18 protein-coding genes and 5 pseudogenes are annotated in these 21,805 nt (G+C 60.8%); 16 read left to right on the forward strand and 7 right to left on the reverse strand.

Annotation, left to right across the window (positions count from 1 at the left end; genetic code table 11):
• Nucleotides 1-130: 130 nt before the first annotated feature.
• Both C2L66_RS39470 and C2L66_RS39475 read left to right on the forward strand, forming a co-directional pair.
• Nucleotides 131-1,183 carry a hypothetical protein gene (locus C2L66_RS39470; protein ID WP_060611039.1) on the forward strand — a complete coding sequence of 351 codons (1,053 nt, stop codon included), beginning with the start codon at nucleotides 131-133 and terminating at the stop codon, nucleotides 1,181-1,183.
• Nucleotides 1,184-1,479: 296 nt separating this feature from the next.
• Nucleotides 1,480-2,907 (forward strand): ISNCY family transposase, encoded by a 1,428-nt coding sequence (locus C2L66_RS39475; RefSeq protein ID WP_060611041.1) that lies wholly within the window; start codon nucleotides 1,480-1,482, stop codon nucleotides 2,905-2,907.
• Between the two features lie 295 nt (nucleotides 2,908-3,202).
• Here the strand turns inward: C2L66_RS39475 and C2L66_RS41115 are convergent, their stop codons facing one another.
• On the reverse strand, nucleotides 3,203-3,391 hold the full coding sequence (locus C2L66_RS41115; protein WP_158512210.1) for an IS3 family transposase: 189 nt from the start codon (nucleotides 3,389-3,391) through the stop codon (nucleotides 3,203-3,205).
• A gap of 283 nt (nucleotides 3,392-3,674) precedes the next feature.
• Between C2L66_RS41115 and C2L66_RS39485 the strand changes: the two genes are divergently transcribed.
• From C2L66_RS39485 to C2L66_RS39500, 3 genes are all read left to right on the forward strand, one after another.
• The gene (locus C2L66_RS39485) at nucleotides 3,675-5,393 is read left to right on the forward strand and encodes a phosphorylase family protein (RefSeq protein WP_060611044.1); all 1,719 of its coding nucleotides are present in this window, start codon (nucleotides 3,675-3,677) and stop codon (nucleotides 5,391-5,393) included.
• A gap of 290 nt (nucleotides 5,394-5,683) precedes the next feature.
• Entirely contained in the window at nucleotides 5,684-6,415 is a 732-nt protein-coding gene (locus C2L66_RS39490) for an IS6 family transposase (protein WP_060611046.1), read from the forward strand.
• Between the two features lie 727 nt (nucleotides 6,416-7,142).
• Entirely contained in the window at nucleotides 7,143-8,153 is a 1,011-nt protein-coding gene (locus tag C2L66_RS39500; RefSeq protein ID WP_060611048.1) for an alpha/beta hydrolase family protein, read from the forward strand.
• A gap of 1 nt (nucleotide 8,154) precedes the next feature.
• Here the strand turns inward: C2L66_RS39500 and C2L66_RS39505 are convergent, their stop codons facing one another.
• The gene (locus C2L66_RS39505) at nucleotides 8,155-8,628 is read right to left on the reverse strand and encodes an IS66 family transposase (RefSeq protein WP_063803421.1); all 474 of its coding nucleotides are present in this window, start codon (nucleotides 8,626-8,628) and stop codon (nucleotides 8,155-8,157) included.
• 82 nt (nucleotides 8,629-8,710) lie between these two features.
• Between C2L66_RS39505 and C2L66_RS39510 the strand changes: the two are divergent.
• Nucleotides 8,711-8,952 (forward strand): annotated as a pseudogene (locus C2L66_RS39510) (Lrp/AsnC family transcriptional regulator); the annotation flags it as partial.
• Nucleotides 8,953-8,985: 33 nt separating this feature from the next.
• On the opposite strand, the gene C2L66_RS39515 reads toward C2L66_RS39510, so the two are convergent.
• Nucleotides 8,986-9,885: a LysR family transcriptional regulator gene (locus C2L66_RS39515; RefSeq protein WP_060611051.1), complete on the reverse strand. Its 900-nt coding sequence runs from the start codon at nucleotides 9,883-9,885 to the stop codon at nucleotides 8,986-8,988.
• Between the two features lie 165 nt (nucleotides 9,886-10,050).
• Here C2L66_RS39515 and C2L66_RS39520 point away from each other — a divergent pair, with 165 nt between their 5' ends.
• From C2L66_RS39520 to C2L66_RS39545, 6 genes are read left to right on the forward strand one after another with little or no spacing between them, the layout of a single operon-like run.
• The gene (locus C2L66_RS39520) at nucleotides 10,051-11,595 is read left to right on the forward strand and encodes an ABC transporter substrate-binding protein (RefSeq protein WP_060611052.1); all 1,545 of its coding nucleotides are present in this window, start codon (nucleotides 10,051-10,053) and stop codon (nucleotides 11,593-11,595) included.
• A gap of 20 nt (nucleotides 11,596-11,615) precedes the next feature.
• Nucleotides 11,616-12,533: an ABC transporter permease gene (locus C2L66_RS39525; protein ID WP_060611054.1), complete on the forward strand. Its 918-nt coding sequence runs from the start codon at nucleotides 11,616-11,618 to the stop codon at nucleotides 12,531-12,533.
• 14 nt (nucleotides 12,534-12,547) lie between these two features.
• Complete coding sequence (locus C2L66_RS39530; protein ID WP_060611056.1) at nucleotides 12,548-13,477, forward strand: ABC transporter permease; 930 nt, start codon at nucleotides 12,548-12,550, stop codon at nucleotides 13,475-13,477.
• The gene (locus C2L66_RS39535) at nucleotides 13,477-14,472 is read left to right on the forward strand and encodes an ABC transporter ATP-binding protein (protein WP_060611058.1); all 996 of its coding nucleotides are present in this window, start codon (nucleotides 13,477-13,479) and stop codon (nucleotides 14,470-14,472) included. The genes C2L66_RS39530 and C2L66_RS39535 overlap by 1 nt, the downstream gene beginning before the upstream one ends.
• The gene (locus C2L66_RS39540; RefSeq protein WP_060611060.1) at nucleotides 14,472-15,299 is read left to right on the forward strand and encodes an ATP-binding cassette domain-containing protein; all 828 of its coding nucleotides are present in this window, start codon (nucleotides 14,472-14,474) and stop codon (nucleotides 15,297-15,299) included. The genes C2L66_RS39535 and C2L66_RS39540 overlap by 1 nt, the downstream gene beginning before the upstream one ends.
• Nucleotides 15,300-15,330: 31 nt before the next feature.
• Entirely contained in the window at nucleotides 15,331-16,740 is a 1,410-nt protein-coding gene (locus C2L66_RS39545; RefSeq protein WP_060611062.1) for a M20 family metallopeptidase, read from the forward strand.
• Between the two features lie 538 nt (nucleotides 16,741-17,278).
• Here the strand turns inward: C2L66_RS39545 and C2L66_RS42095 are convergent.
• Nucleotides 17,279-17,404: pseudogene (locus tag C2L66_RS42095) on the reverse strand (Tn3 family transposase); the annotation flags it as partial.
• 162 nt (nucleotides 17,405-17,566) lie between these two features.
• Here C2L66_RS42095 and C2L66_RS39555 point away from each other — a divergent pair.
• Both C2L66_RS39555 and C2L66_RS39560 read left to right on the forward strand, forming a co-directional pair.
• A pseudogene (locus C2L66_RS39555) lies at nucleotides 17,567-18,117 on the forward strand (IS66 family transposase); the annotation flags it as partial.
• 74 nt (nucleotides 18,118-18,191) lie between these two features.
• Nucleotides 18,192-18,487: pseudogene (locus C2L66_RS39560) on the forward strand (MerR family transcriptional regulator); the annotation flags it as partial.
• Nucleotides 18,488-18,805: 318 nt separating this feature from the next.
• On the opposite strand, the gene C2L66_RS39565 reads toward C2L66_RS39560, so the two are convergent.
• The 3 genes from C2L66_RS39565 to C2L66_RS39575 all read right to left on the reverse strand — a co-directional run bounded on the left by C2L66_RS39565 (nucleotide 18,806) and on the right by C2L66_RS39575 (nucleotide 20,924).
• On the reverse strand, nucleotides 18,806-19,840 hold the full coding sequence (locus tag C2L66_RS39565) for a glycosyltransferase family 2 protein (RefSeq protein ID WP_233445146.1): 1,035 nt from the start codon (nucleotides 19,838-19,840) through the stop codon (nucleotides 18,806-18,808).
• Nucleotides 19,841-20,301: 461 nt separating this feature from the next.
• Complete coding sequence (locus C2L66_RS39570) at nucleotides 20,302-20,640, reverse strand: type II toxin-antitoxin system RelE/ParE family toxin (protein ID WP_082670596.1); 339 nt, start codon at nucleotides 20,638-20,640, stop codon at nucleotides 20,302-20,304.
• Nucleotides 20,640-20,924 carry a type II toxin-antitoxin system Phd/YefM family antitoxin gene (locus C2L66_RS39575; RefSeq protein ID WP_060611340.1) on the reverse strand — a complete coding sequence of 95 codons (285 nt, stop codon included), beginning with the start codon at nucleotides 20,922-20,924 and terminating at the stop codon, nucleotides 20,640-20,642. Before C2L66_RS39575 ends, C2L66_RS39570 begins: the two co-directional genes overlap by 1 nt.
• Before the next feature lie 330 nt (nucleotides 20,925-21,254).
• On the opposite strand from C2L66_RS39575, the gene C2L66_RS39580 reads away from it, so the two are divergent.
• Nucleotides 21,255-21,536 (forward strand): hypothetical protein, encoded by a 282-nt coding sequence (locus C2L66_RS39580; RefSeq protein ID WP_082670597.1) that lies wholly within the window; start codon nucleotides 21,255-21,257, stop codon nucleotides 21,534-21,536.
• Between the two features lies 1 nt (nucleotide 21,537).
• Nucleotides 21,538-21,743 (forward strand): annotated as a pseudogene (locus C2L66_RS42100) (UPF0182 family protein); the annotation flags it as partial.
• Nucleotides 21,744-21,805: the final 62 nt, after the last annotated feature.

The raw sequence follows: 21,805 nt of genomic DNA on the forward strand, positions 1-21,805 counted from the left end.
GTCGCCTACGCGTCGCCGCCGGTCGGGTGTGTCGGCGGGGTGTCAAGGATGGGCTAAACTGCTCAGCTAGATTACCGTGTTTTTTTATGGTCCTAGGTGCGGGTACTTTAATCCAAGCGCGCGAAGGTCAATGAAACCCCCGTTCAAAAAAACTAGTATCAGTGCTGCGACGGAATTGGCCGAGGCAGGCCTGCCCGATCCTTCGAAGTTTTCCGTCGTGATCACAAACATGCCAAAGAGGATCAGGAAGAGCGGACCATTCAAATTACCGAAGATCTCTGAGGAGTACCCATACTTCTCACAACTCCTGAACTGGATCGTTCAAGAAAAGATCCCCGAACTACCGGATTTTTCTAACGACACCAAGATCGCGATCATGTCGGACTTCGGTGGGGAGCATCAGAGCGCGCTGTTTTTTACCTACTCGTTCCTCTTCCTCGCGTACGACAAGATCGGGCCATTCGAAAAGAAGGTGAGGGAGTTGCGAAAGAAGCATGGTCTCCTCGAACGCTACAGCGAGTTCGCATACAAGAAGCTCGCGTCCGGCGCAAAAGCGCGCGCGCTTCCCGAGTACCTCCAGTTGATCGACAGCTTCATTCATGGTGCACTCATCACAATCGCCGTCGACAAGCGTATCCAGACCGTATTTGGCCCGAATAAGAAGCAGGCTCAGCCGATCATGGTGGAGGAACTCCGAGAGAAAGGCCTAGGCGAATGGGCCGGACCCGCAGCGGAAAAGGTGCTTAGGGTAACTAACATCATCGCGGCATTCGCTGCATTGCTGACGCATGAGAACCAAAAACTGCTTTGGTATAGTGACAAAGACCTGATCAACGAGGACGGAAAAAAAAGGGACTTCACGCACACACAGCAGATACTCGGTCACGTCCTGGACATGTATCTGCCGCATAAACTAGCTGCCGTTGGATTTGGCAAGTCGTTCGACAAGGAAACCCATCTGGACGATCTGTTGAGTGTGCCCGATCTCGCAGCAGGGGTCATACAAGACCTGCTGCAGCAGCACGAGACGGAAGAAGATATTCCCGGTGGTGAAGAAAAGGAAAGGGTTATGCGATGGATAGCGACGCCGGCGACGCATCTGTCAAAGATCACTATTCAGATAACGCGACTGGCCAACGGCGAACTCGGCTACGGCCGTGTTGACATGGCGGTAAGAGGTTAGCGCGAATCTAAGCGCGGGAAACGGCGATTTTCGCCATGTCCCGCCTCATCAGCATCTGTCGCTGAAACGAGCTGCAATTGGATAGTTCGTCTCCGCGAATCCCGCCCTTGAAACTGCCCAAAGGGAGTTGGGTGGCCGAACCATCGACTGCGGAACTATGTATTTTACATAATATAATTTATCAACAAAAAATCTGTAGCGGCTCTATCCTAATGTCGTGTTCTGGCTATTTACAGATGTCGTGTTTCTGAACGCTGGCAAGCTGGCACCGTGCTGCAACCATGCGGGAGCCAGCCATGAAGCCGGACACCACACTGGTGAGTCTGAGCATGCGCGAACTGCACAGGCTGAAGGTTATCCAGGCCATCGTTGAGATCGGCCTGAAGCCCGGCCGTGCCGCCGAACGGCTGGGCCTGACCGTGCGCCAGGTCGAACGTCTGGTGACCCGGTATCGGGAGCGTGGGCCGTCCGGCGTGGCCTCCGGCAGACGTGGCCGACCGGGTAACCGCAAGCTCGACGCAGGGCTGGCGGTGCGGGCCCTGACGATCGTCCGCGAGCGCTACGCGGATTTTGGGCCGACGCTGGCGCGCGAGAAGCTCGAGGAATGTCACGGCATCCGGCTGGCCAAGGAGACGGTCAGGCGACTGATGACCGAGGGCGGACTGTGGGTGCCGCGCAAACAGCGTCCGCCGAAGCTCTACCAGCCACGGGCGCGGCGCGCCTGCCTGGGCGAACTGGTGCAGATCGACGGCAGCGATCACCGCTGGTTCGAGGACCGGGCGCCGGCCTGCACGCTGCTGGTGTATGTCGACGATGCCACCAGCCGGCTGATGACGCTGCACTTCACGGCCACCGAGTCGACCTTCAGTTATTTCGAGGCGACGCGCGCGTACATCGAGCGTCACGGCAAGCCGGTCGCGTTCTACAGCGACAGGGCCAGCGTGTTCCGCAGCCCGGCGGCCGGCAGGACGGGCCGCAGCGTGACGCACTTCGGCCGTGCGATGTACGAGCTGAACATCGACACCTTCTGTGCCAACAGCAGCCCGGCCAAGGGACGCGTGGAGCGCGCGCACCTGACGCTGCAGGACCGGCTCGTCAAGGAACTGCGCCTGAAGGGCATCAGCACGGTCGCTCAAGCCAACGCGTACGCGCCCTGCTTCGTGGCGGCCTATAACGCGCGCTTCGCGAAGCCGCCGAAGAGCGCGTTCGACGCCCACCGGCCGCTGCGGGCGGACGAGAATCTGGACCTGCTGATGACCTGGCGCGAGACACGCCGCGTGTCGAAGGCGCTGACCGTGCTGTATGACCGCGTGCTGTACCTGCTCGACGACACGCCGGATAACCGCAGGCTGGTGCACCGGTACATCGACGTCTGGGAGTACCCGGACGGGCGCATCGAGATCCGCGCCGATGGTCAGGTGCTGGCGTGCCGGCGCTACGACAAGCTCGCGGAAGTCGATCAGGGCGCGGTGATCGACCACAAGCGGCTGGCTCACGCGCTACAGGTCGCGCAGGCGCTGCAGGCGCAGCGTGATGACCGGCGCATCTCGGGCTCGCCGTCGCGTACCAACCGGGGCGTGGCACCGCGCGCGAAGGACCGGCTGCCCGGCACGAAGAAACCGCGCGAGTTCACGCGCGACGATCTGGATCAGGCAATCGTGCAGATCGCGCAGCCGTCGAAGGCGCCTTCCACACCTGGCCAGCGGTCCGCACGCACTCACTGAACGGACTGACACGCCCTGCCCGTTCAATCCGCATCCTTCGACACTGCGTGAGATTCAAACCATGAAAGACAGACCCAGACCCAACGTCAGAAACACGACATCTGTAAATAGCCGGCGCTACGACATTTCAATCTGGCTTTGAAATTGGGGTCAGATGCTTTTACGCCTAGGGACCACGGTCCAAGTACCTGCCCCGCAGACCGTCAGGTAGCTTACCCTTCACATGAAAAACAGGATGTCCGACACCAATGCGCGATTGGGTTCGCTCACCTCAAATTGCCGCCCGAGCAGGTTCTCAGCCACCGGTAAAGTATGTCTGCTGTCGGTTGTCGAGACGAACTTGCGCTTCTATCTCGTGCGGACCCGCTTCGCGCATCAGCGCGCGCACCCGGTAGCGACCGATACGCAGCGCCTGCCTGCGCAGCGCATGCATCACCTGACGGTTGCCGTAGGTCGCCCCGCTGGCGGCGAGCGCGGCCTTCACGTGAAACTGTTCGCGATGAGGTTTGGCGCCCGGCTTTGTCCGCCGGTGTGCATAGTAGCCAGAGCGGCTCACCTGCAAGATCCGGCAGGTGTTGAACTCCGGCGCTAGCGAATGGTTCTCAAGTGCAGCGATAGTCGTGAACTATCTATGTCTGCGTGCATTTGTTAATACCAACACTTGTGCTAATCTTGCTGCCATTCTGGACGGGCCAATGGCGGCCGCGCGGCCATAAGGTCCGTGAAGGGGTTCGATTCCTCTCCCGTCCGCCTTTCGGAAGACTAGGATGACTTATCGCCTGCAGCTTCGTTGGAAGATCCTGTCAGAAATTCCTCGTTCCGCCCCGCTAGAAGCCCTCGAATCTGCTCCACCAATCTTTCAAAAGAGGACGGGCAAGTCGCTGCTTCGAGAAATTGGAAGCAACGCGAAGGAAACGTTCGTGCCAACGGTGCTCGAGCCGACGCACGTCTTCTATAACGCCCTGCTGGAAGTGAAGCATAGGCATCAACTCGCCGGGAAGAAGTTTCCCTTTGTAGTTCCTCTTTCCCTCGGATTAGATGTTTCTTTGCCGGTCAGGGTTAACTTCGCAATACGCTTATACGGCAATGTCGCGTGCATCTCTGCCGACAGCGACGACTTCGAAGCACCTGATAACGTTGATTTTGAGCGAGTGACTGAGCTTGAGTCACATGCAAGTTTGCTCGAGGTAGTTCGCTTCATCGTTTCCGTTATCGTGCAAGGCACCAGGCATCCTAAAGCGACTGGCGACGGCCTTCGGATCCTGCCATGCCTGCAGATCGCTTCTGATGATGCGAGCCCGTTGATTGCGAACGAGAAGTTAGCAGCAATAGTCACTGGGCATGCGGATGTGAATTCCAATGTGATGGCGTCTCTAATTTCGCGTAATCGAGACCATCAGATTGACAACACTTCGTTGCTCACCGATAAACAGGGTTTAGTTTTCTATGCTCCTGCAGGGACCAGTGCCCCCTCACTCGCGGGCATGAAGCGGCGTTTCCGGAGCGCTGTCGGGATGCTTGAACTCGCGGCAGCGATTCAATTCATGTTGAAGGGTAAATTTGAAATTCCCCGTCACGACTTACAAACGATTGATCGACTAATCAATGATTCGGAGCTTGTCTTTTCCGATAGCGTGTCGGGACGGAAACTTTGGGAACTAACCAGTGATGCATTTAAGCTGCCAGCGTATTTAAAAGGCAAGAAAGCTATGAATATATCCAATAATGCAATAAAAGTGCTTTGTGTTGCGGCCGCACCTATCGAACTCACAACGATAAAGCGATTCCTCGAAAGCCAACTACGGGAAAGCCACATTGTCAGGATTGGTGACGGGAAAGCTTTTGACCCTGTTCAGCGCTTTATCGATAACCGCTCAGGTGTTCAATGGTACTTGGCCTCGCTGGACGCACAAGGGAACGGATCTGCTTCAACGGATGTTGGACGTTTGACCAGGGGGATCCAGCCCGACCACGTCATCATGGTGGGCATGTGTATGGGAATGCCAGACGCCGGGTTGGAGCCGGGCACGGTCGTCGTTCCAGATGCACTGTTTTCACTAGAACACCAGCGAGCAACCAAAGACGGTACTGAATTCAGACCTCTCGGGGGGCGTGGCAATTCGGGCTTGCGGAGACTAGCAAAACTGGTTTCTACCGAAGCGTTTGACTTCAAGGTTGTTTTCGGAAAGAAGCTCGCGAGCGCGAGCGTCAAGATTGAAGATCCGAAGGCTGAGATCGTCACATACCTACAGCAATTCGCTAAGGACGTGGTTGCGTTTGACATGGAAGGGTGGGGATTTTATGAAGCTGCCGAGGATTTTTCTTGCCTGTGGATAAAGGCAGTCGCAGATACCGGCGAGCCACAAGAAGCATCGAGCAACGGCCGAGAAGGGAAACAGGGAACTCAGGCAGATGTCACGACAAACGCAATACGATTCGCGTTTAGGCTGATTCAGGAAGTGGCGAAATTGCAGCCGGCTGCATAAGGAAGGGCAGCGGCATGTCGACCGTGTCCGCCTTAGCTTGAGCGCCCTTTTCCTCCTCCGCTGACGGCCCCCCACACAATCCGGCGAGCCACTATCCAGCGCTTGATGATCTCGATCCTAGCATTCTCTCAGGGGCTATCCAATGAGCGATCGACAGCGCTTCGGGCGCGGGAGCTAAGTTTCGCTTGATCTTGCATTGCAGCCTTTCAGCAGATTTAGTTCCAGCTGTCGATCACGATGCAATGCCGGGCGGTGTCAGGTTTGTGGACAGACAACGGTAGAATGAAGCGATGAACAAGACGAAATCGCTTTATCACGGCCACCGCTTCCCTGCTGTTGTCATCAGCTGCGCCGTTCGCTGGTATTTCCGGTTCAACCTGAGCCTGCGCGACATTGAGGAGTTGTTGCTTGAGCGTGGCGTCGTGGTCACGTACGAGACGGTCCGCTGCTGGTGCGACAAGTTCGGCGCGGGATTCGCCCGGTGCGCGAAGCTGGTGCGGCGGAAGTCGGGCAGCACCTGGCACCTTGACGAGATGTTCGTGACACTGCGAGGCGAGCCGTATCTGTTGTGGCGTGCGGTCAACGAGCATGGTGCCGAGCTCGACGTGCTGGTACAAAAGCGCCGTGATAAGGCCGCCGCGAAGCGCTTCTTCAGGCGGGTGCTGCGATCAAACCCGGTGCCGCGCAAGATCGTAACCGATCAACTGCGCAGTTATCCGGCGGCGAAGGCTGACATTCCTGAACTCGCTCAGGTAAAGCACGTCTTCGTCAAAGCGGCTGCTCGCTTGAACAACCGCGCCGAGAACAGCCACCAGCCAACCCGCAGGCGCGAACACCAGATGTGCGGCTTTCGTGACGCGCGTCGCACGCAGGCGTTTTTCTCATGCTTCGGCCCGATCCGGCAGCACTTCGCGTTGCCCAGACATCAGATGAACGCGGCATGTCATCGCGCCATACTAAAAGAACGCCTCGCCACATGGCATAAATGGGCTACCGCAACCGCAGTCGAACGAGTTATCTGATAAGGATACCTACGCGGTATACAGACACGTAGCCTACGCACCTCAACTTGACAGTGCCATGCGGCGAACCGGGCGCCGGATCGAGGTCAACCAGCATAGACGCGGTTCTGAGCGCCCGTCGGTACTCATGGTCGTTTTCGATGCGTTGCACGGTCATGGATTGGCATAGGGAAAATATGCTGCCAGTGTATCAGCCAGGAGGCCGTCTGCTGCTCGTTGTACCCTCGGCGTGCCGCAGCCCCGGTCCGCAGAGTGCCAGGCAAACGCGGTATCGGAATCCTGCCGACCGGCGGTGGCCGGTTTGCGATTCACCATGTCGCATCGCGATCGAACTGGAATTCCTCTCGAGCAGCAGCGATCACGCGGGCCGGATCGTCGATAAAAATCTCTGCCGGCGTGCGGCCTTCGAGCAGCGTATGCGGAGAAAACAGCCAGAACGCCCGCCTCGAGCCCGCCCGATGGTCTTCGCTCGGCAGAATGCGAGGAGTATGGCAACGTCCTCCCGTATGGCGCCTGAGCAGGTGAACTGGAAGTCCGGGTAAAGGGAAGCAATGCCGGGGCGCAGACCACACTCCCAGCAGGTCACCATGTGCTTGCGCCCGGATCGCGTACGTTGTGGCTTCACTTTGACCGTAAGCGATCGATAAACGACGCCCCTCGGTCATCAAACGTGTAAGAACGCTCTGATATCCTTCGCCTCTCATTCTGGCTGACGAGGAGTAGTGACATGCGTTGGATAGTGCCTCTCGTACTGGCGACCGTATCTACGTGTTCCGCGCTGGCTGATCCGGCCGCCTTTAACGCAGGGGTAATCCGGCTCACGGGGGTGAACGAAGCTGCCCCTTTCAACACGTTGATCTTTTACCCTACGCGTGAGCGTGAGGTTCCGTGGCAAGCGGGCCCGTTCACTGTTGAGGCGACGCGCGATGCTTCGCCCGTACCAGATGACCGCTTCCCCGTTGTATTGATTTCACATGGACGAGGCGGCGGTCCCCTCAGCCACCGTGAATTGGCCATAACTCTGGCTCGCGCCGGATTTATCGTCGTCTTGCCGACGCACGTTGGGGACGCTTCAGGCTATCCCCGAGCGCCATCCCAGGCCCAGATTCTGATTGATCGCCCCCGGCAGGCAGAGGCTGCGCTCAATGCAGTCCTCGCGGATCCACGGTTTTCAGCGAGCGCCGATGTCGGTCGAATTGGCATGATCGGATACTCAGCCGGTGGCTACACTGCGCTGATTCTGGCGGGAGCGAAACCCGATTTTGCGTATGCCAGTGCGTACTGCGCAGATCACGATGATCCGGGATCGTGTCCGCGTCCAGCAACCAGCAATGGTGCGCACGGCACCCAAGGCAAAGCGGCCGTACCCGCTGACCTGGTAGCCTGGCAACCGCCCGTTGATCGCCGCCTAAAGGCCTTGGTGCTGATGGATCCACTGGCGATGATGTTTGAGGCATCTGGCTTGTCCGCTGTGCGCATACCGACGATGCTCTATCGACCGCAGGACGACAGCTATCTTGGTTCTGCGAGAAACTCTCTTGGCGTTGTGTCAGGCTTGCCCACACCGCCCGCAGTCCACATCGTGCCAGGCAACCACTTCGTTTTCGTTGATCCATGTCCGGCCTCGGTTGCAGCCAGTGCGGCACTGATCTGTCAGGATGCGCCCGGGATCGATCGTGTGGAGATTCATCGCCAGATCGACAATGAGGTCGTGGACTTCCTACGCGCAAATCTATAAGTCATCCAGACTGAGCTGACATGCTCCACGGAAGCAACGCGGCGTAGTCGTCGACGTTCTTTGCTAGAGGTAGTCGCTGGAACAGCAAGGTGAGGTAGCGGTACGGATGGATTCGACAGGCTTTGCAGGTTTCGACGAGAGGGTAAAGACTGGCGCTCGCAGCCGCGCCGTCGACAGTGTCCGCGAAATGCCAGCCGCGGCGCCCGATCACAAACGGACGGATCGAATTCTCACAGGCATTGTTCGATATGGGCCAGTCTCCGTGCTCGACATAAAGGATCAGCTTCGGCCACTGCTCGCGCAGGTAGGTCAGGGCCTTCCGAGCAGGCTGTTGGGCACGACGCCGGGTGATTGTTTCGAGCATCAGATCGTAAATGGCGTCGAGCACACGTGCGCTGTCAGAATCGTAGGGAATCCTGCCCCGACCGGGTTGCAAAAAAATCCACAATCCTAACTTTATGGTGCGAACCTTCACTTTCTGCCTACCAGAATGTCCCGAAACAACGTCGATACGCAATGAAAATAACCGCTCCTCGTGCAGTCCCGCAGCGGCCGGACTGGACCGCTCGACGCCGGATTCGGTGACCGAGTCGGGAAGGCCGCGCAGAAGATCCCCGGCTATAGGGAATGCCACGTCGTGACCGGGGAATTCGACCACTTCATGTTGATTCGCACGCGCGACAGCGACAGCTTCAATTGGCTGCACGCGAAAAAAGCTGCTCTACTGCCCGGCGTGCGGCAGATCTGGACCTTCATCGTGTTACGTGAAATCCTGTCGACGACCGAGTGGCCCGTCTAAGCAGTTGCACTCCGGGCGCGGTGACGCGTCGTGTTATAGCTGCGCGCACAGAAAGTCGAGGAAAATCTGCACGGCTTTCGGCAGTGTGCGGCCGACCAGCGTCTGCACCTCGATGTACCGTTCGCCCAACCCGCGATCGCGGATCGGCACCGCGACCAGTTCGCCGCGCGCGGCGCGATGCCGGATCGTCACTTCGGCCGCGATCGACACGGTGTCCGTCAGCGCCGCGAGATTGTGCAGCGGCTCGGCATAGTTGCTGACGACCACCGGTTCGAAAACGAGTCGCTGCTGGCTGGCAGCAATGTCGAAGAGTTGCCGTATCGTCGTGTTGGTATCGGGCAGCGCAAGCGGGTGCCCGCACAGTTGCGCGAGGCTCACGCGCTCGAAACGGGCGAGCGGATGTCCGCGACGCATCACGGCCATCACCGGCGCGCGGCTGCGATGCGCGACCTTGATGTCGGTGTGCGTGGTACGACTGAAGACGAGGCCGATATCGACATCCCCTTCGCGCACACGCCGCGTGACCTCCGCCGGCGCGCTGACCGCGAGGGTGAAATGGATTCCCGGATAATCGGCACGAAAGGCCGCCATCACGTGTGGCAGAAACTCGATCGCCCCGCCATCCGACGAAGCAAGGCGAACCTTGCCGCGCCGCACCCCTTGCAGCGCCTCGATGTCCTGCACGATGCGGTCCGCTTCGAGTGCGACGCGCGATGCGTATGCCGCCAGCATTTCCCCCGCCGCGGTGGCGATCATGCCGCGCGAGCGGCGCTCGAACAACGCCGTATCAAGCGCGCTTTCGAGGCCCGCGATCTGGCGGCTGATCGCGGAGCCGGCCACGTTCAGCCGCTCCGACGACACGCTCACCGAGCCGGTACGAACGACGTCGAGAAAGTAACGCAGCGCCGTTTCCTGCAGGTGATGCTGTTTCATGTCCGCTCCAGTGGATCGGAAGTGCGCCGCCGGCGCCGCGGCTGAATTGCCGTTTCGGCAACGCAAGGTTATTTATTCGATCATAGTCGCAACAAAATTCCCCGGATACTCTCGACACGAGCCTGCCAAGTTCAACAGTGAAGTCCTGTTTCGGGGAACCTATCCATGAAGCTTCACGCCGGTCGAATCCGGAATGCCGCCCGCCTCTTCGCCTGCTCATCCGTCGCGTCGCTGCTGTGCGCAACCCAGGCATTCGCGGACAAGGCGCACGACACCTTGGTCTATGCATCGGACAGCGAAGTCGAGAATGTGTCCGCATATCAGAACAACCTGCGCGAAGGGGTGATCCTCGCGCATCTGATCTGGGACAACCTGATCTACGAGGACCCCGCGACAGGTCAATTCAAGCCGGAACTGGCCACGGCATGGAAGTGGGAATCGCCGACCTCGCTCCTGCTCGACCTGCGTCACGACGTCAAGTTCCAGAACGGCGACCCGTTCACCGCGGCTGACGTTGCGTTCACGTTCAACTACATGACCGCGCCGGACTCGAAAGTCATCACACGGCAGAACGTGGACTGGATCAGGAGTGCACAGAAAGTCAGTGACTACCAGGTACGCATCGAGCTCAAAGCGCCGTTTCCGGCCGCGCTCCAATACCTCGCTGGGCCGTTGCCGATCTATCCGGAAGCGTATTTCCGCAAGGTCGGTCCGGAAGGCTTCAGCAAGGCGCCGGTCGGCACCGGCCCCTATCGCGTCACGTCGATCCAGCCGGGCAGCGGGGTAACGCTCGTCAAGAATCCGAACTACTTCAGCGGCAGCCCCCTCGGACAACCGAAGATTGGCACGATCCGCTTCGTCGTGATCCGGGACCCGGAAACGCGCGCCGCACAGTTGATGACGGGCGCCGTGGACTGGATCTGGCGCGTGCCGGCCGACCAGGCACAATCGCTGAAAGCGACGCCGAACATGACGGTCACCGGCGGCGAGACGATGCGCATCGGCTTCCTGACGATGGACGACCAGGGCACGTCGGCGCCCAATTCGCCGTTCAAGGACGTGCGCGTTCGGCAGGCCGTCAACTATGCAGTCAATCGTGCGGCGCTCGCCAACGACCTTGTGCGCGGCGGCAGCCAGCCGATCTACGCGCCGTGCTTCCACACGCAGTTCGGCTGCGATACGGGCGTCGCGGTCAAGTATGGGTACGACCCGGCGAAGGCTCGGGAACTGCTGAAGGAAGCCGGCTACCCGAATGGATTCGAGACGGACCTGTACGCATACCGCGAGCGCGACTACGCGGAAGCGATCATCGGCGACCTGCGCAAGGTTGGCATCGTCGCGCACCTGCATTTCCTGCAGTATGCGGCACTGCGCACCGCGTATCGCGCCGGCAAGACGCCTATGTCGTTCCAGGCGTGGGGTTCGTATTCCGTCAACGATGCTTCCGCGTCGCTCGGCGCGTTCTTCAAGGGCGGCCCCGACGACACCGCGAAGGATCCGGCCGTGATGAAGGACATCGGCATCGCGGATACCTCGAACGATCCCGCCGAGCGCAAGGCCCACTATGCAGCCGCGTTGAAACGCATCAGCGAGCAGGCGTACTGGGCGCCGCTGTTCTCGTACTCGACGAACTATGCATTCACGGCGGACCTGAACTTCCAGCCGTGGCCCGACGAGCTGCCGCGTTTTTATCAAGCCAGCTGGAAGTAACCCACGTCTCGGAGCCGAGCATGCTCGCCTATATCGCCCGCCGCCTTGCGCTTGCGCTCGCAGTCGCCTTCACCGTGTCACTCGTCAGTTTCGCGCTGCTGCATCTGTCGGGCGACCTCGCCACCTCGATCGCCGGCCCCGAAGCGTCGGCGCAGCAGGTCGAGGAAATCCGCACGCAGTATGGACTCAACCGGCCGCTGCCGGCACAGTACTTGGATTGGTTGTGGCACGCCGTGCATCTGGACTTCGGCCGCTCGTTTTTCTTCCAGGACACGGTGATGGACCTGATCGGCCAGCGCCTGCCGGTCACGCTGAAGCTAGGTGCGGTATCGCTCGCGCTGGGCGTGGTCATCGCGATTCCGCTCGGCGTGCTGGCTGCGATCTTCCGCGACACGTGGATTGACCGGCTGTCGCTGTTCGTGGCAGTCATCGGCCAGGCGATGCCGAGCTTCTGGTTCGGCCTCGCGCTGATCCTCGTCTTCTCGGTCTGGCTACGCTGGCTGCCGGTGGCGGGCAATGCGCACTGGCAGAACTTCGTGCTGCCCGCGATCGCGCTCGGCTACTACGCGACACCGTCGATGATGCGGCTCACGCGCGCCGGCATGCTCGATGTGCTCGGTGCCGACTACATCCGCACCGCGCGCGCAAAGGGGCTGTCTCCGGCGCGCGTGATCTTCCGCCACGCGTTACGCAACGCGCTGATTCCCGTGGTCGCGCTCACGGCCGTCGAGCTGGGCTTCATGCTCGGCGGCTCGGTCGTGATCGAGTCGGTGTTTTCGCTGCAGGGACTCGGCCAGCTCGCGTGGGACGCGATCGGCCGCAGCGACTTTCCGGTCGTGCAGGCAGTGGTCCTGCTGATCGCGATGTTCTACATCGGCCTGACCTTTCTCGCCGATGTGGCGAACGCCGCGCTCGATCCGCGCCTTCGCGCCGGCTAACCCGAGGACTCGCCATGACGACAGTATTCTCTTCCCCGTGCGGCGACGCCACCTCGCTCGACCCGCTCGTGCCGGCGCCTGCCTGGCATCGTGCGCTGCGGCGAGTGGTCGGCCATCGCGGCCTCGCGATCGGCGCGGTGCTGCTTGGCGCGATCGTACTGGCCGCGCTGCTCGCACCATGGCTCGCGCCCCACGACCCTTATGCGCAGGATCTCGGCAGCCGTCTGATTCCGCCCCTATGGCATGCGAATGGGAGCTGGGATCACCCGCTTGGTACCGACAAGCTGGGGCGCGACTACCTGAGCCGGCTGCTGTACGGTGCACGCGTGTCGCTTCTGATCGGTATCGGCGCGGCCGCACTGTCCGGCCTGATCGGCACGACGCTCGGCGTGCTGGCCGGCTACTTCGGCGGCCGCACGGACAGCGCAATCAGCTACGTGCTGACGACGCGCCTCGCGATGCCCGTGATCCTCGTCGCGCTCGCGCTGTCGGCGCTGATCGGCACCTCGCTGAAAACCGTCATCCTGCTGCTGGGCTTCCTGATCTGGGACCGCTTCGCAGTCGTGTCGCGCTCGGTCACCCAGCAACTGCGCGACGCGGAATTTATGGCCGCAGCAAAGGCCATCGGTGCCTCGACGCCGTACATCCTGCTGCGCGAGCTGCTGCCGAACATAGCGAATGCGCTGATCGTCGTGCTGACGCTGGAAATGGCCCACGCAATCCTGCTCGAAGCCGCGCTGTCGTTTCTCGGACTTGGTGTGCCGCCGCCACTGCCGTCGTGGGGGCTGATGATCTCCGAGGGCAAGACGTACATGTTCTTCCAGCCGTGGGTCATTGTGATTCCGGGTGTCGCGCTCGCGGTGCTCGTGCTCGCGATCAATCTGGTCGGCGATGGCCTGCGCGACCTGAACGCGTCTGACGGCCGTAGCGGAGGGAGCCTGTGATGAGTGCGCTGCTCGAAGTGGAAGATCTGCAGGTGGAATTGCCCACGCCGCACGGCCCGCTGCGCGCCGTGCGCGGCATCGACCTCGAGATCGCACGTGGCGAGATGCTGTGCCTCGTCGGCGAATCCGGCTGTGGCAAATCGATGACGTCGCTCGCGCTGATGGGGCTGCTGCCCCGCCGGGCCAAGCGTACCGCGCAGCGGCTGCGGCTCGACGGCCAAGATCTGTCCGCCCTGAACGACCGCGAGATGGCGAAGCTGCGCGGCAACCGGATCGCGATGATCTTCCAGGAACCGATGACCTCGCTGAACCCGTCGCATACGCTCGGCAGCCAGCTCGTCGAAGCGCTGCGCCAGCATCGCAGCGTGACGCGCGCGCAGGCGCGCGACCGTGCGGTCTATCTACTAGAGCGCACCGGCATGACGAGCGCCGCGCAGCGGCTCGGCCAGTATCCGCACCAGTTGTCGGGTGGCCTGCGGCAGCGCGTGATGATCGCGATGGCACTCATGTGCGAACCCGACCTCATCATCGCCGACGAGCCGACCACCGCGCTCGACGTGACGATCCAGGCGCAGATACTGCGCATGCTGCGCGAGCTGCAGCAGGAGTTCGGCACCGCCGTGTTGTTTATCACGCACGACCTAGGCGTCGTCGCACGCATCGCCGACCGCGTCGCCGTGATGTACGCCGGCAAGCTCGTCGAGACCGCGCCGGTCGGCACGTTGTTCGCGCGCCCCGCGCATCCGTATACGCGCGGACTACTCGACTGCATCCCGGTACGCGGCCGGCAGCGGCCCGGCACACACCTGACCGCCATTCCAGGCGTCGTGCCGTCACTGCTCGGCGAGCCGTCGGGCTGCGCGTTCGCGAACCGCTGCGCGCATGCGAGTGACGCGTGCACGCGCCCACCACCTTACCTCGAAATCGAAGGCGGCCACCGAGTGCGCTGCGTACTCGCGGCCGGCCAGTCAGCCACGCTGGCGGAGGTGCTGTGATGCGCGACGACATCGCCCTCGAACTCATCTCGCTGGCACGCACGTTCACGCTACGGCGCGGGCTGTTCGGCTCCGCCACGCAACTGCGCGCGGTGGACGACGTATCGTTGCGGCTGTACCGCGGCGAGACCCTCGGTCTGGTCGGCGAATCGGGCTGCGGCAAGAGTACGCTCGCAAAGATGCTGCTCGGCCTGCTCGAACCGACCAGTGGCCACGTGCTGATCGGCGGAAGGGAAATCGATCCGCGCGGACGGCGCGCGATGGCGCGCCGCATCCAGCCGATTTTCCAGGACCCATACTCGTCGCTGAATCCGCGCAAGACGGTCGCGCAGATCGTCGCGCTGCCGCTGAAACTGCACGGCGAAGGCAGCGCTGCCAGCCAGCAGACCGAGGTCCGTCGCATGCTGGATCTCGTAGGCATGCCCGCGCGCACGCACGACCAGTATCCAGGGCAGCTCTCCGGCGGCCAGCGTCAGCGCGTGGCGATCGCGCGCGCGCTGATCCTGCGCCCCGAGATCCTCATCTGCGACGAGCCGACCTCCGCGCTCGACGTATCGGTACAGGCGCAGATCCTGAACCTGCTGCTCGACCTGAAGACGGAGTTCAGCCTCAGCTATCTGTTCATCAGCCACAATCTCGGCGTGGTCGAGCACCTTGCCGACCGTGTCGCCGTGATGTACCGCGGACAGATCGTCGAACTCGCCGATCGCGAGACGCTCTTCGAGCGCCCTGCTCACCCATACACGCGCCAGCTGCTGGCATCGGCCCTCACGCCGGAACCCGGCCTCGGGCTTCCCGCGTTGGCACCCCTTCCCTTCACGAACTGAACCGACCACGACCCCACTGAGGACTGACTTCATGAGCCGCGAGCAAGCCATTGCGTACGCCACCGGATATTTCGACGACGGCAGTTTCGGGCAAGTGCTCGGCGAGCGCGTCGCGCACCGCACCGAGAGCCAGGCGAGCGACAACCTGGCCGCTCTGCAGGCCTATCTGGACGGGAACCTGATTCCCGCGTTCGAAGCGCTGGGGTTCACCTGCCGCTGCGTGCCGAACCCCGTGCCGGGGCACGGCCCGTTCCTGCTCGCCGAACGTATCGAGGATCCGGCCATGCTCACGTTGCTGACGTACGGACACGGCGATGTCGTGCACGGCTACGATGCACAGTGGGATACCGGCCTTGCGCCGTGGACGTTGACCGTCGACGGCGACCGCTGGTATGGCCGGGGTACCGCGGACAACAAGGGGCAGCATACTATCAACCTCGCCGCACTCGCGCAGGTGCTGCGCGTGCGCGGCGGCAAGCTCGGCTACAACGTGAAGGCGATCGTCGAGATGGGCGAGGAAGCCGGCTCGCCCGGACTCGCCGACATCTGCGCGGCGAACCGCGACGCGCTGCGCGCCGACCTGTTCATCGCGTCCGACGGGCCGCGTGTGAGCGCCACACGCCCTACGCTCTTCATGGGCTCGCGCGGCAGTGCCAACTTCACGCTGTCGGTGAAGCTGCGTGACGGCGCTCATCACTCCGGCAACTGGGGCGGCCTGCTACGCAGCCCCGGCATCCGGCTCGTGCACGCGCTGGCGTCGATCGTCGACGAGCGCGGGCAGATCCGCGTCGCCGGCCTGCGTCCGCCGGCCATTCCACCAGTCGTGCGCGCCGCGCTCGCGTCGCTGTCGGTCGGCGGTGGCCCGAACGATCCCGCCATCGATACCGACTGGGGCGAAGAGGACCTCACGCCGGTCGAGCGCGTGTTTGGCTGGAACAGCTTCGAAGTTCTGGCTTTCAAGACGGGCAATCCGGAAAGGCCGGCCAACGCGATTCCCGGCCACGCGCACGCGCACTGTCAGATGCGGTTTGTGGTCGGCAGCGACGCGGCGCATTTCCTCGATCATCTGCGCGCACATCTGGAAGCACACGGATTCACCGACGTGCAGGTGTCGCCCTATACGAGCTTCATGGAAGCCACGCGGCTCGACCCGGACGACCCGTGGGTCGATTGGGGCGCACGCTCGATCGCGACGACGCTCGGCAAGGCGCCGGCGCTGCTGCCGAATCTCGGTGGCTCGCTGCCCAATGACGTGTTCGCCGACATTCTCGGGCTGCCGACGCTGTGGGTCCCGCATTCGTATCCGGCCTGCTCGCAGCATGCACCGAACGAACACATGCTCGGTAGCGTCGCCCGGGAAGGCCTGCAGATTATGGCCGGCCTGTTCTGGGATCTCGGCGACGAGGGCGAGCGCATTCGGGCAGCGCGGCAGGTCGGATAAGCGAAGCCCGGTCATTCCGGTCGTCATGCCGTGTCGCGTTCGTCGGTGCGGTCTCGTACCATGCGATCTTGTCCGCGATTGCCGCAAAGCTTGGCCTGCAATTCAGCAATACGTACGAGCACCGCGTGCCGATGCCCAGCGAGCGTCTCGCCCTGAGGACCGTACGTCGAGTCGCCCTCCGCACCTAGTCGCCTGGCTCACCGATATGGCTCCACGTGGACGATGATCGCCGCTTTCGGCACCTGTGCCGCAGGCTCCATCGGTCTCTGGTTCACCGCAGCTGTCCAAGCTTATACATTTGCCGTGGTGCCCATGCTGGCGTTGGGCCTGGCAACCGGCTTCATTTCGCCGGTTGCCACTGCGCTTGGGCTCGAGACGGTTCAGCCACATCGCGCAGGTCTGCCGGCGGCAGCACTCAATTCGGCTCGGCAAGCGGGCGGTCTTGGGAGTAACCATCTTCGGTTCGATGGCCGGCTCGATTTACCCTTTCGAGGCAGGGCTGCGCGCAGCATTGGGTCTGGTTGTGGCCGTATCCCTTGTCGGTTAGATCGGCAATACGCAGTGCAAAGTCAAAGCCCAAGAAGTGGCACAGCGCGAACACGTGATCGGTTAAACCAGTGGTGTTCGTATAGTGCTCCTCGATACGCAGTTCCGACTTGTGATGCTCAGCGATTTTATCAAACGCAACTCGCGGCTTAATCCATTGCTCTCCACTATTGACGACCGACCTCACTTCACCGGCAAGCAAAGTTCGAAGCGTCATCAATGCTTCCGGAGCCCTTGTAGATAGCCTCCTTTGGATACGCGCATAGCGGGCGCGTACATCGTCAAGGCGGCGGATACGGTGCCCAAAGCCGCTCGCACTCCGGACCTGCTGTCAACGCGCTTCATCAACCTCATCGGCAAGCTGTTCCGGCTGAGGCGCGAAGTGCGAAGTGGAGCGCCGCTCGCCGGCTCGATTACGCCGCCGTTATAGCGTACGCGTGCTCGCCATCATCGAGCAACTGTTGATTGAGCATCTTCCTGCCGTCGTGCCTGGGAGCATGCTGGGCAAAGCGCTGCAATTTGTGAATCGGCAGTGGCACAAACTGAGCCGCTACATTGAGAACGGCGATTATCCAATCTCGAACAACGCGTGTGAAAACGAGATCAGGCGTTTGTCGTTGCACGCAAGGGCTTCCTGTTTGCGGATACGGTTGCCGGCGCACACACCAGCGCAAACATCTACTCGCTGGTCCAGTCGGCAAAAGCCAATGGATCGATCCATATCGATACCTCACCTGGCTGCTCCGATGTCTGCCGCTCCCGCAGACCGTCGACGACTTCGCCGCGCTGCTGCCCAGGAACATGCCTGATTCATCCACGCCGGGTCGGTAATGGTGGTGAGCAAACGGGCACTGTCCCGGGAAACAGTCCGATAATGTGTTGACTCTGCCCTTGGGGCCGCCCTCATGCCGGCTGTACCTGGTCAACACAAGGACGATGGACTTATTTGCTCTTCTAATTCGTGGCTGAATGCTTCGGAAGCGGCCAGACGGCTTGGCGTATCGATCAAGGCTTTGCGCCTATACGAGCAGCAGGGATTGATAAATCCTAGGCGCACACTCGGACTCAGCCTGGCTCAAGTTGCGCGCGTACTGGACGGTGACTCCGAAAGCCTAAACGTGGCGTTGTCGACACACAAGCGGTACTCGACCATGAAATCCAGGAGCTTGTCCATAAACCGGACAAGCTTCGAAACTGTCGCGACATGCCTGGCGACGCCTGAGTACGTGAGCGGATAGCGAGGCGCCCCGAACCGGCCTTAGCGCGCGCGCCTTACCTCGCAGTTCGGCCCGCCCGACGGTAGTCTCCCGCGTCTCTATCGACATCTAAGAAGGACGTGGATTACTGACCGCTTACGAAACAACACATCGGCGTGCAACGCCAAAGCACGATGCACTCCGTGGCAAGAACGCTCAAGCGCGGGGGGCACTCGTGAGTGGCGCGATGCATTTGTGCCCCAATCTCTGATACCTGGCATGGGGCTCGGGTTGCCCGGGACTCACGGCATGAAGCCCGTAGTTCAGAGCCATAATTTCCCGGCGCGGCGCTTGTCGGCACGCAAGAGAAGGTTTAGGCGCTTCCTAGCGAACTGCAAGGCGCAACGGAGGACCTGCGGATGATCAATTGCGTACCTAACGGCTGCGGCAAGGCGTTTCTGGTGGACAGCCTCGGTCACGTCGACCCAGCGAAGCGAAGTTTCGAGCGACCGACGCCGACGCGCACAGGCGTCCGCCAATCGCGCGGAAATCGGGTGTGACGCGACGAACCTGGCTGTCGCGTCCATCATACCGACGAGCGACTGTCGATCTGCTGACTTGTCAGTAGACAGTGAACCATCGCGCCGCCGATAGTGATAACCCATAGGCGGATAGACGAGTACTCTCGCATCGTGCTTCACCAACGTGCGCAAAAGAAGATCGAAGTCTTCGGCCCATCGCATGCGCTCGTCGTATCGAACTCCGGATAAGAGTTCAGCCTTGATTACGGGCTTGAGATAGCCTAGCCGAGGCGTTTCCACCAGTTCCACGGCATCGAAAATCCGACGCGTCCGCAGGTCGAGCAGGGAATGCCCGGTGAGCGAGCCGCTCTCTGTGACTATAAGCAAGTCATCTGCCGCAATTGCGACACCGTCCGACTCGGCATTCTTCACCAGTGACTCAAGGCGCTCTTCGGCAAGAAGGTCATCACTGTCGAGAATCGTAATCCAGCGACCGGTTGCCTGGAGCAGTGCGCGATTACGGGCGGCCGAGGGGCCGGCGTTAGACAAGGAGGTGAGAAGAACGACACGCGGATCGTCAGCCGCCGCGGAACGGACAACTTCTACGCTTGCGTCGGTGGATGCATCATCGACAACGATAAGTTCCCAGTCTGTCAGGCGCTGTTCCTTCATGGATTGGATAGCTTTACCAATCCATTTCTCTCCGTTGAAATTCGCCATGACGACGGTGACCAGGGGCGCCGATGATGAAAGCGTTTGCCTTGGGGCCGGCTCCTCAATGCAATCGGAGAGGTCGTGAGGACGCACTAAGGCCGGATTTTCCCCGGTTTGTCGCATGGGTTTCTTTCCCCGGTGAGTGCAGAGCCGTGTACTTGCAGCGTCTCATGCGGAGCGGCCGCATGTGATTGCGGGACTCAAGGATATGCACCGGATCCCGGCAACCGGGCAGGTATGGTCGGTTCTCGCCTCTGAGCCGCAAGGCAAGGATAGCAACTGTACCCGCGTCGGCCTACCCGCAAGTGTCAACGTTTCGCGACATTCTAGCGGCGCCTTGCGCCTGCCCCGACCTATGCTATTGCGGTAAGTTTTCTTATCGTAATGGCTCTGTTTGCAACCCAAAGCCAGCTGTCACCGACGTGTTACCTTCGCTGTCGCCCGCCTAACGTGAAGGCGCCGCTCCGCTCAAGAAAAAATCCTCGAACGGTGGATGAGTGCCTCTTCAAGCTCGCTTTCGGAATACTCGTTCTTCAGGTCAAGGACTCCTGATTCCCGTGTCGGCCGCGTCACGTCGCTGTGGCTTATAGCAGCCGCAGCACGATTCTTTGGAGAAGGCCCAACAGATCGCGTCGAGTGTCAACGACAAGGTGAATGTAAATGGTATCGTCCCTCACCTGATAGATGATCCGATTCTTGCCAGAGAGGGCCTGTCGAAAACTGTCATCGACGAAGCCATCGAGTTCAGCGGGGGTGTGGCCGCTTTCGGGAAACTGACGGATGTGCGCGACAGTTTGCTGGAGCTGCACCGACGTCTGTCTCCATGTCTCCCACCCGAACGTTCGAACTATGTAACTTCTCAGCTCATCGATGCCGATTCGGGCCGTCGGCAGGATGCGGTACTTCAACAGCGGGGCTGACATTAGCGAAGCTTCTCTTGGCGGTCGAGTTCGTTAAGCTCCGCAAAGAATTCGTCGCCATCTATGTGATCGGCGCGGTCGATCTGTTTTTGGCCGATGGCCAGGATCTTCAAGAGTGCGATTGTCTGTTGCGTGGCTTCATACGTCCGCACATCCTGAACAACCAGCTTTGCTTCGCCATTCTGCGTGATGATGAGCGGCTCTCCCGAATCGGTCAGGTCTTTGACGATTTGTGCCGCTTCGCTCTTGAGGTAGCTGATTGGCTTTACGTGATCGGCGATATGCATCCGATACTCCATTGCAGGTCTGATAAGACCAAATATAGACCATTATCGGTCCGACGACAACGCCCCTCCGTTTTACATCCACCCCTACCCGTATGGACGGGCTCCCGCGTGCCGCGTGGATCACGGCAGGAAAAGCGGAACAACCGGCGATACGGAATACAAAGTCAACAGACACGTTCGTTAGCGCCCTTTATTTCGCACGGGTGGGCGCTATGGTGCCTACGATCTGGTGGGCACGCTCGCATGACGCAACCACGAGTCCTTGCCATCTAACCGGAAACTGTATAAATTTACAGTACTGTATTTATATACAGCACTTCGGGAGGCGCAATGGAGCACTTGGTCAGGGTCTATAACGAGAAAGATCGGCAAACGCTCGAATGGCTTCGCAAGCACGTTGGCGATGCCGCAATCGTCAGTGCTGTGGCGCAGTGCGCCGGATCGGGCAAACCTTACCTCTCGACAGTTTGCAGACGCCTTGGCGTGCGAACTCCGGCGTTTTCCGCGCCGCTTCGACAAACCTCGAGTCCGGTGGCCGACTATTCCCTTGCGATCATCCGGAGCATTTTGGCAACCAGAACGGCGACAGCAAAACTGGGCGCGGCGCGGTAGGGATCCGTCCGAGCAGGGCAAGCTCATCGTCTACACGTTGCTGAAGGATAAGCTGGTCTACGGACCATTCCGGCTCGAGGCGGGAATCCGGCAATCCAGCAAAATACCGAGATCTCGCAACAGACTTCACTGTGGAGCCAGATGGGCTCACGCGTCATCCGTGGCCATCTCGTGGTGGTGCCGATCGAGAATTTTATTCTCTACGTCCAACTGCGTTTAGCCGCTCCGTTGTTCGCGCATCGCGTCGATCAATACGGTCGGCAGACGCT

The sequence above is a fragment of the Paraburkholderia caribensis genome (genome assembly GCF_002902945.1).
In the GTDB taxonomy this organism is placed as follows: domain Bacteria; phylum Pseudomonadota; class Gammaproteobacteria; order Burkholderiales; family Burkholderiaceae; genus Paraburkholderia; species Paraburkholderia caribensis.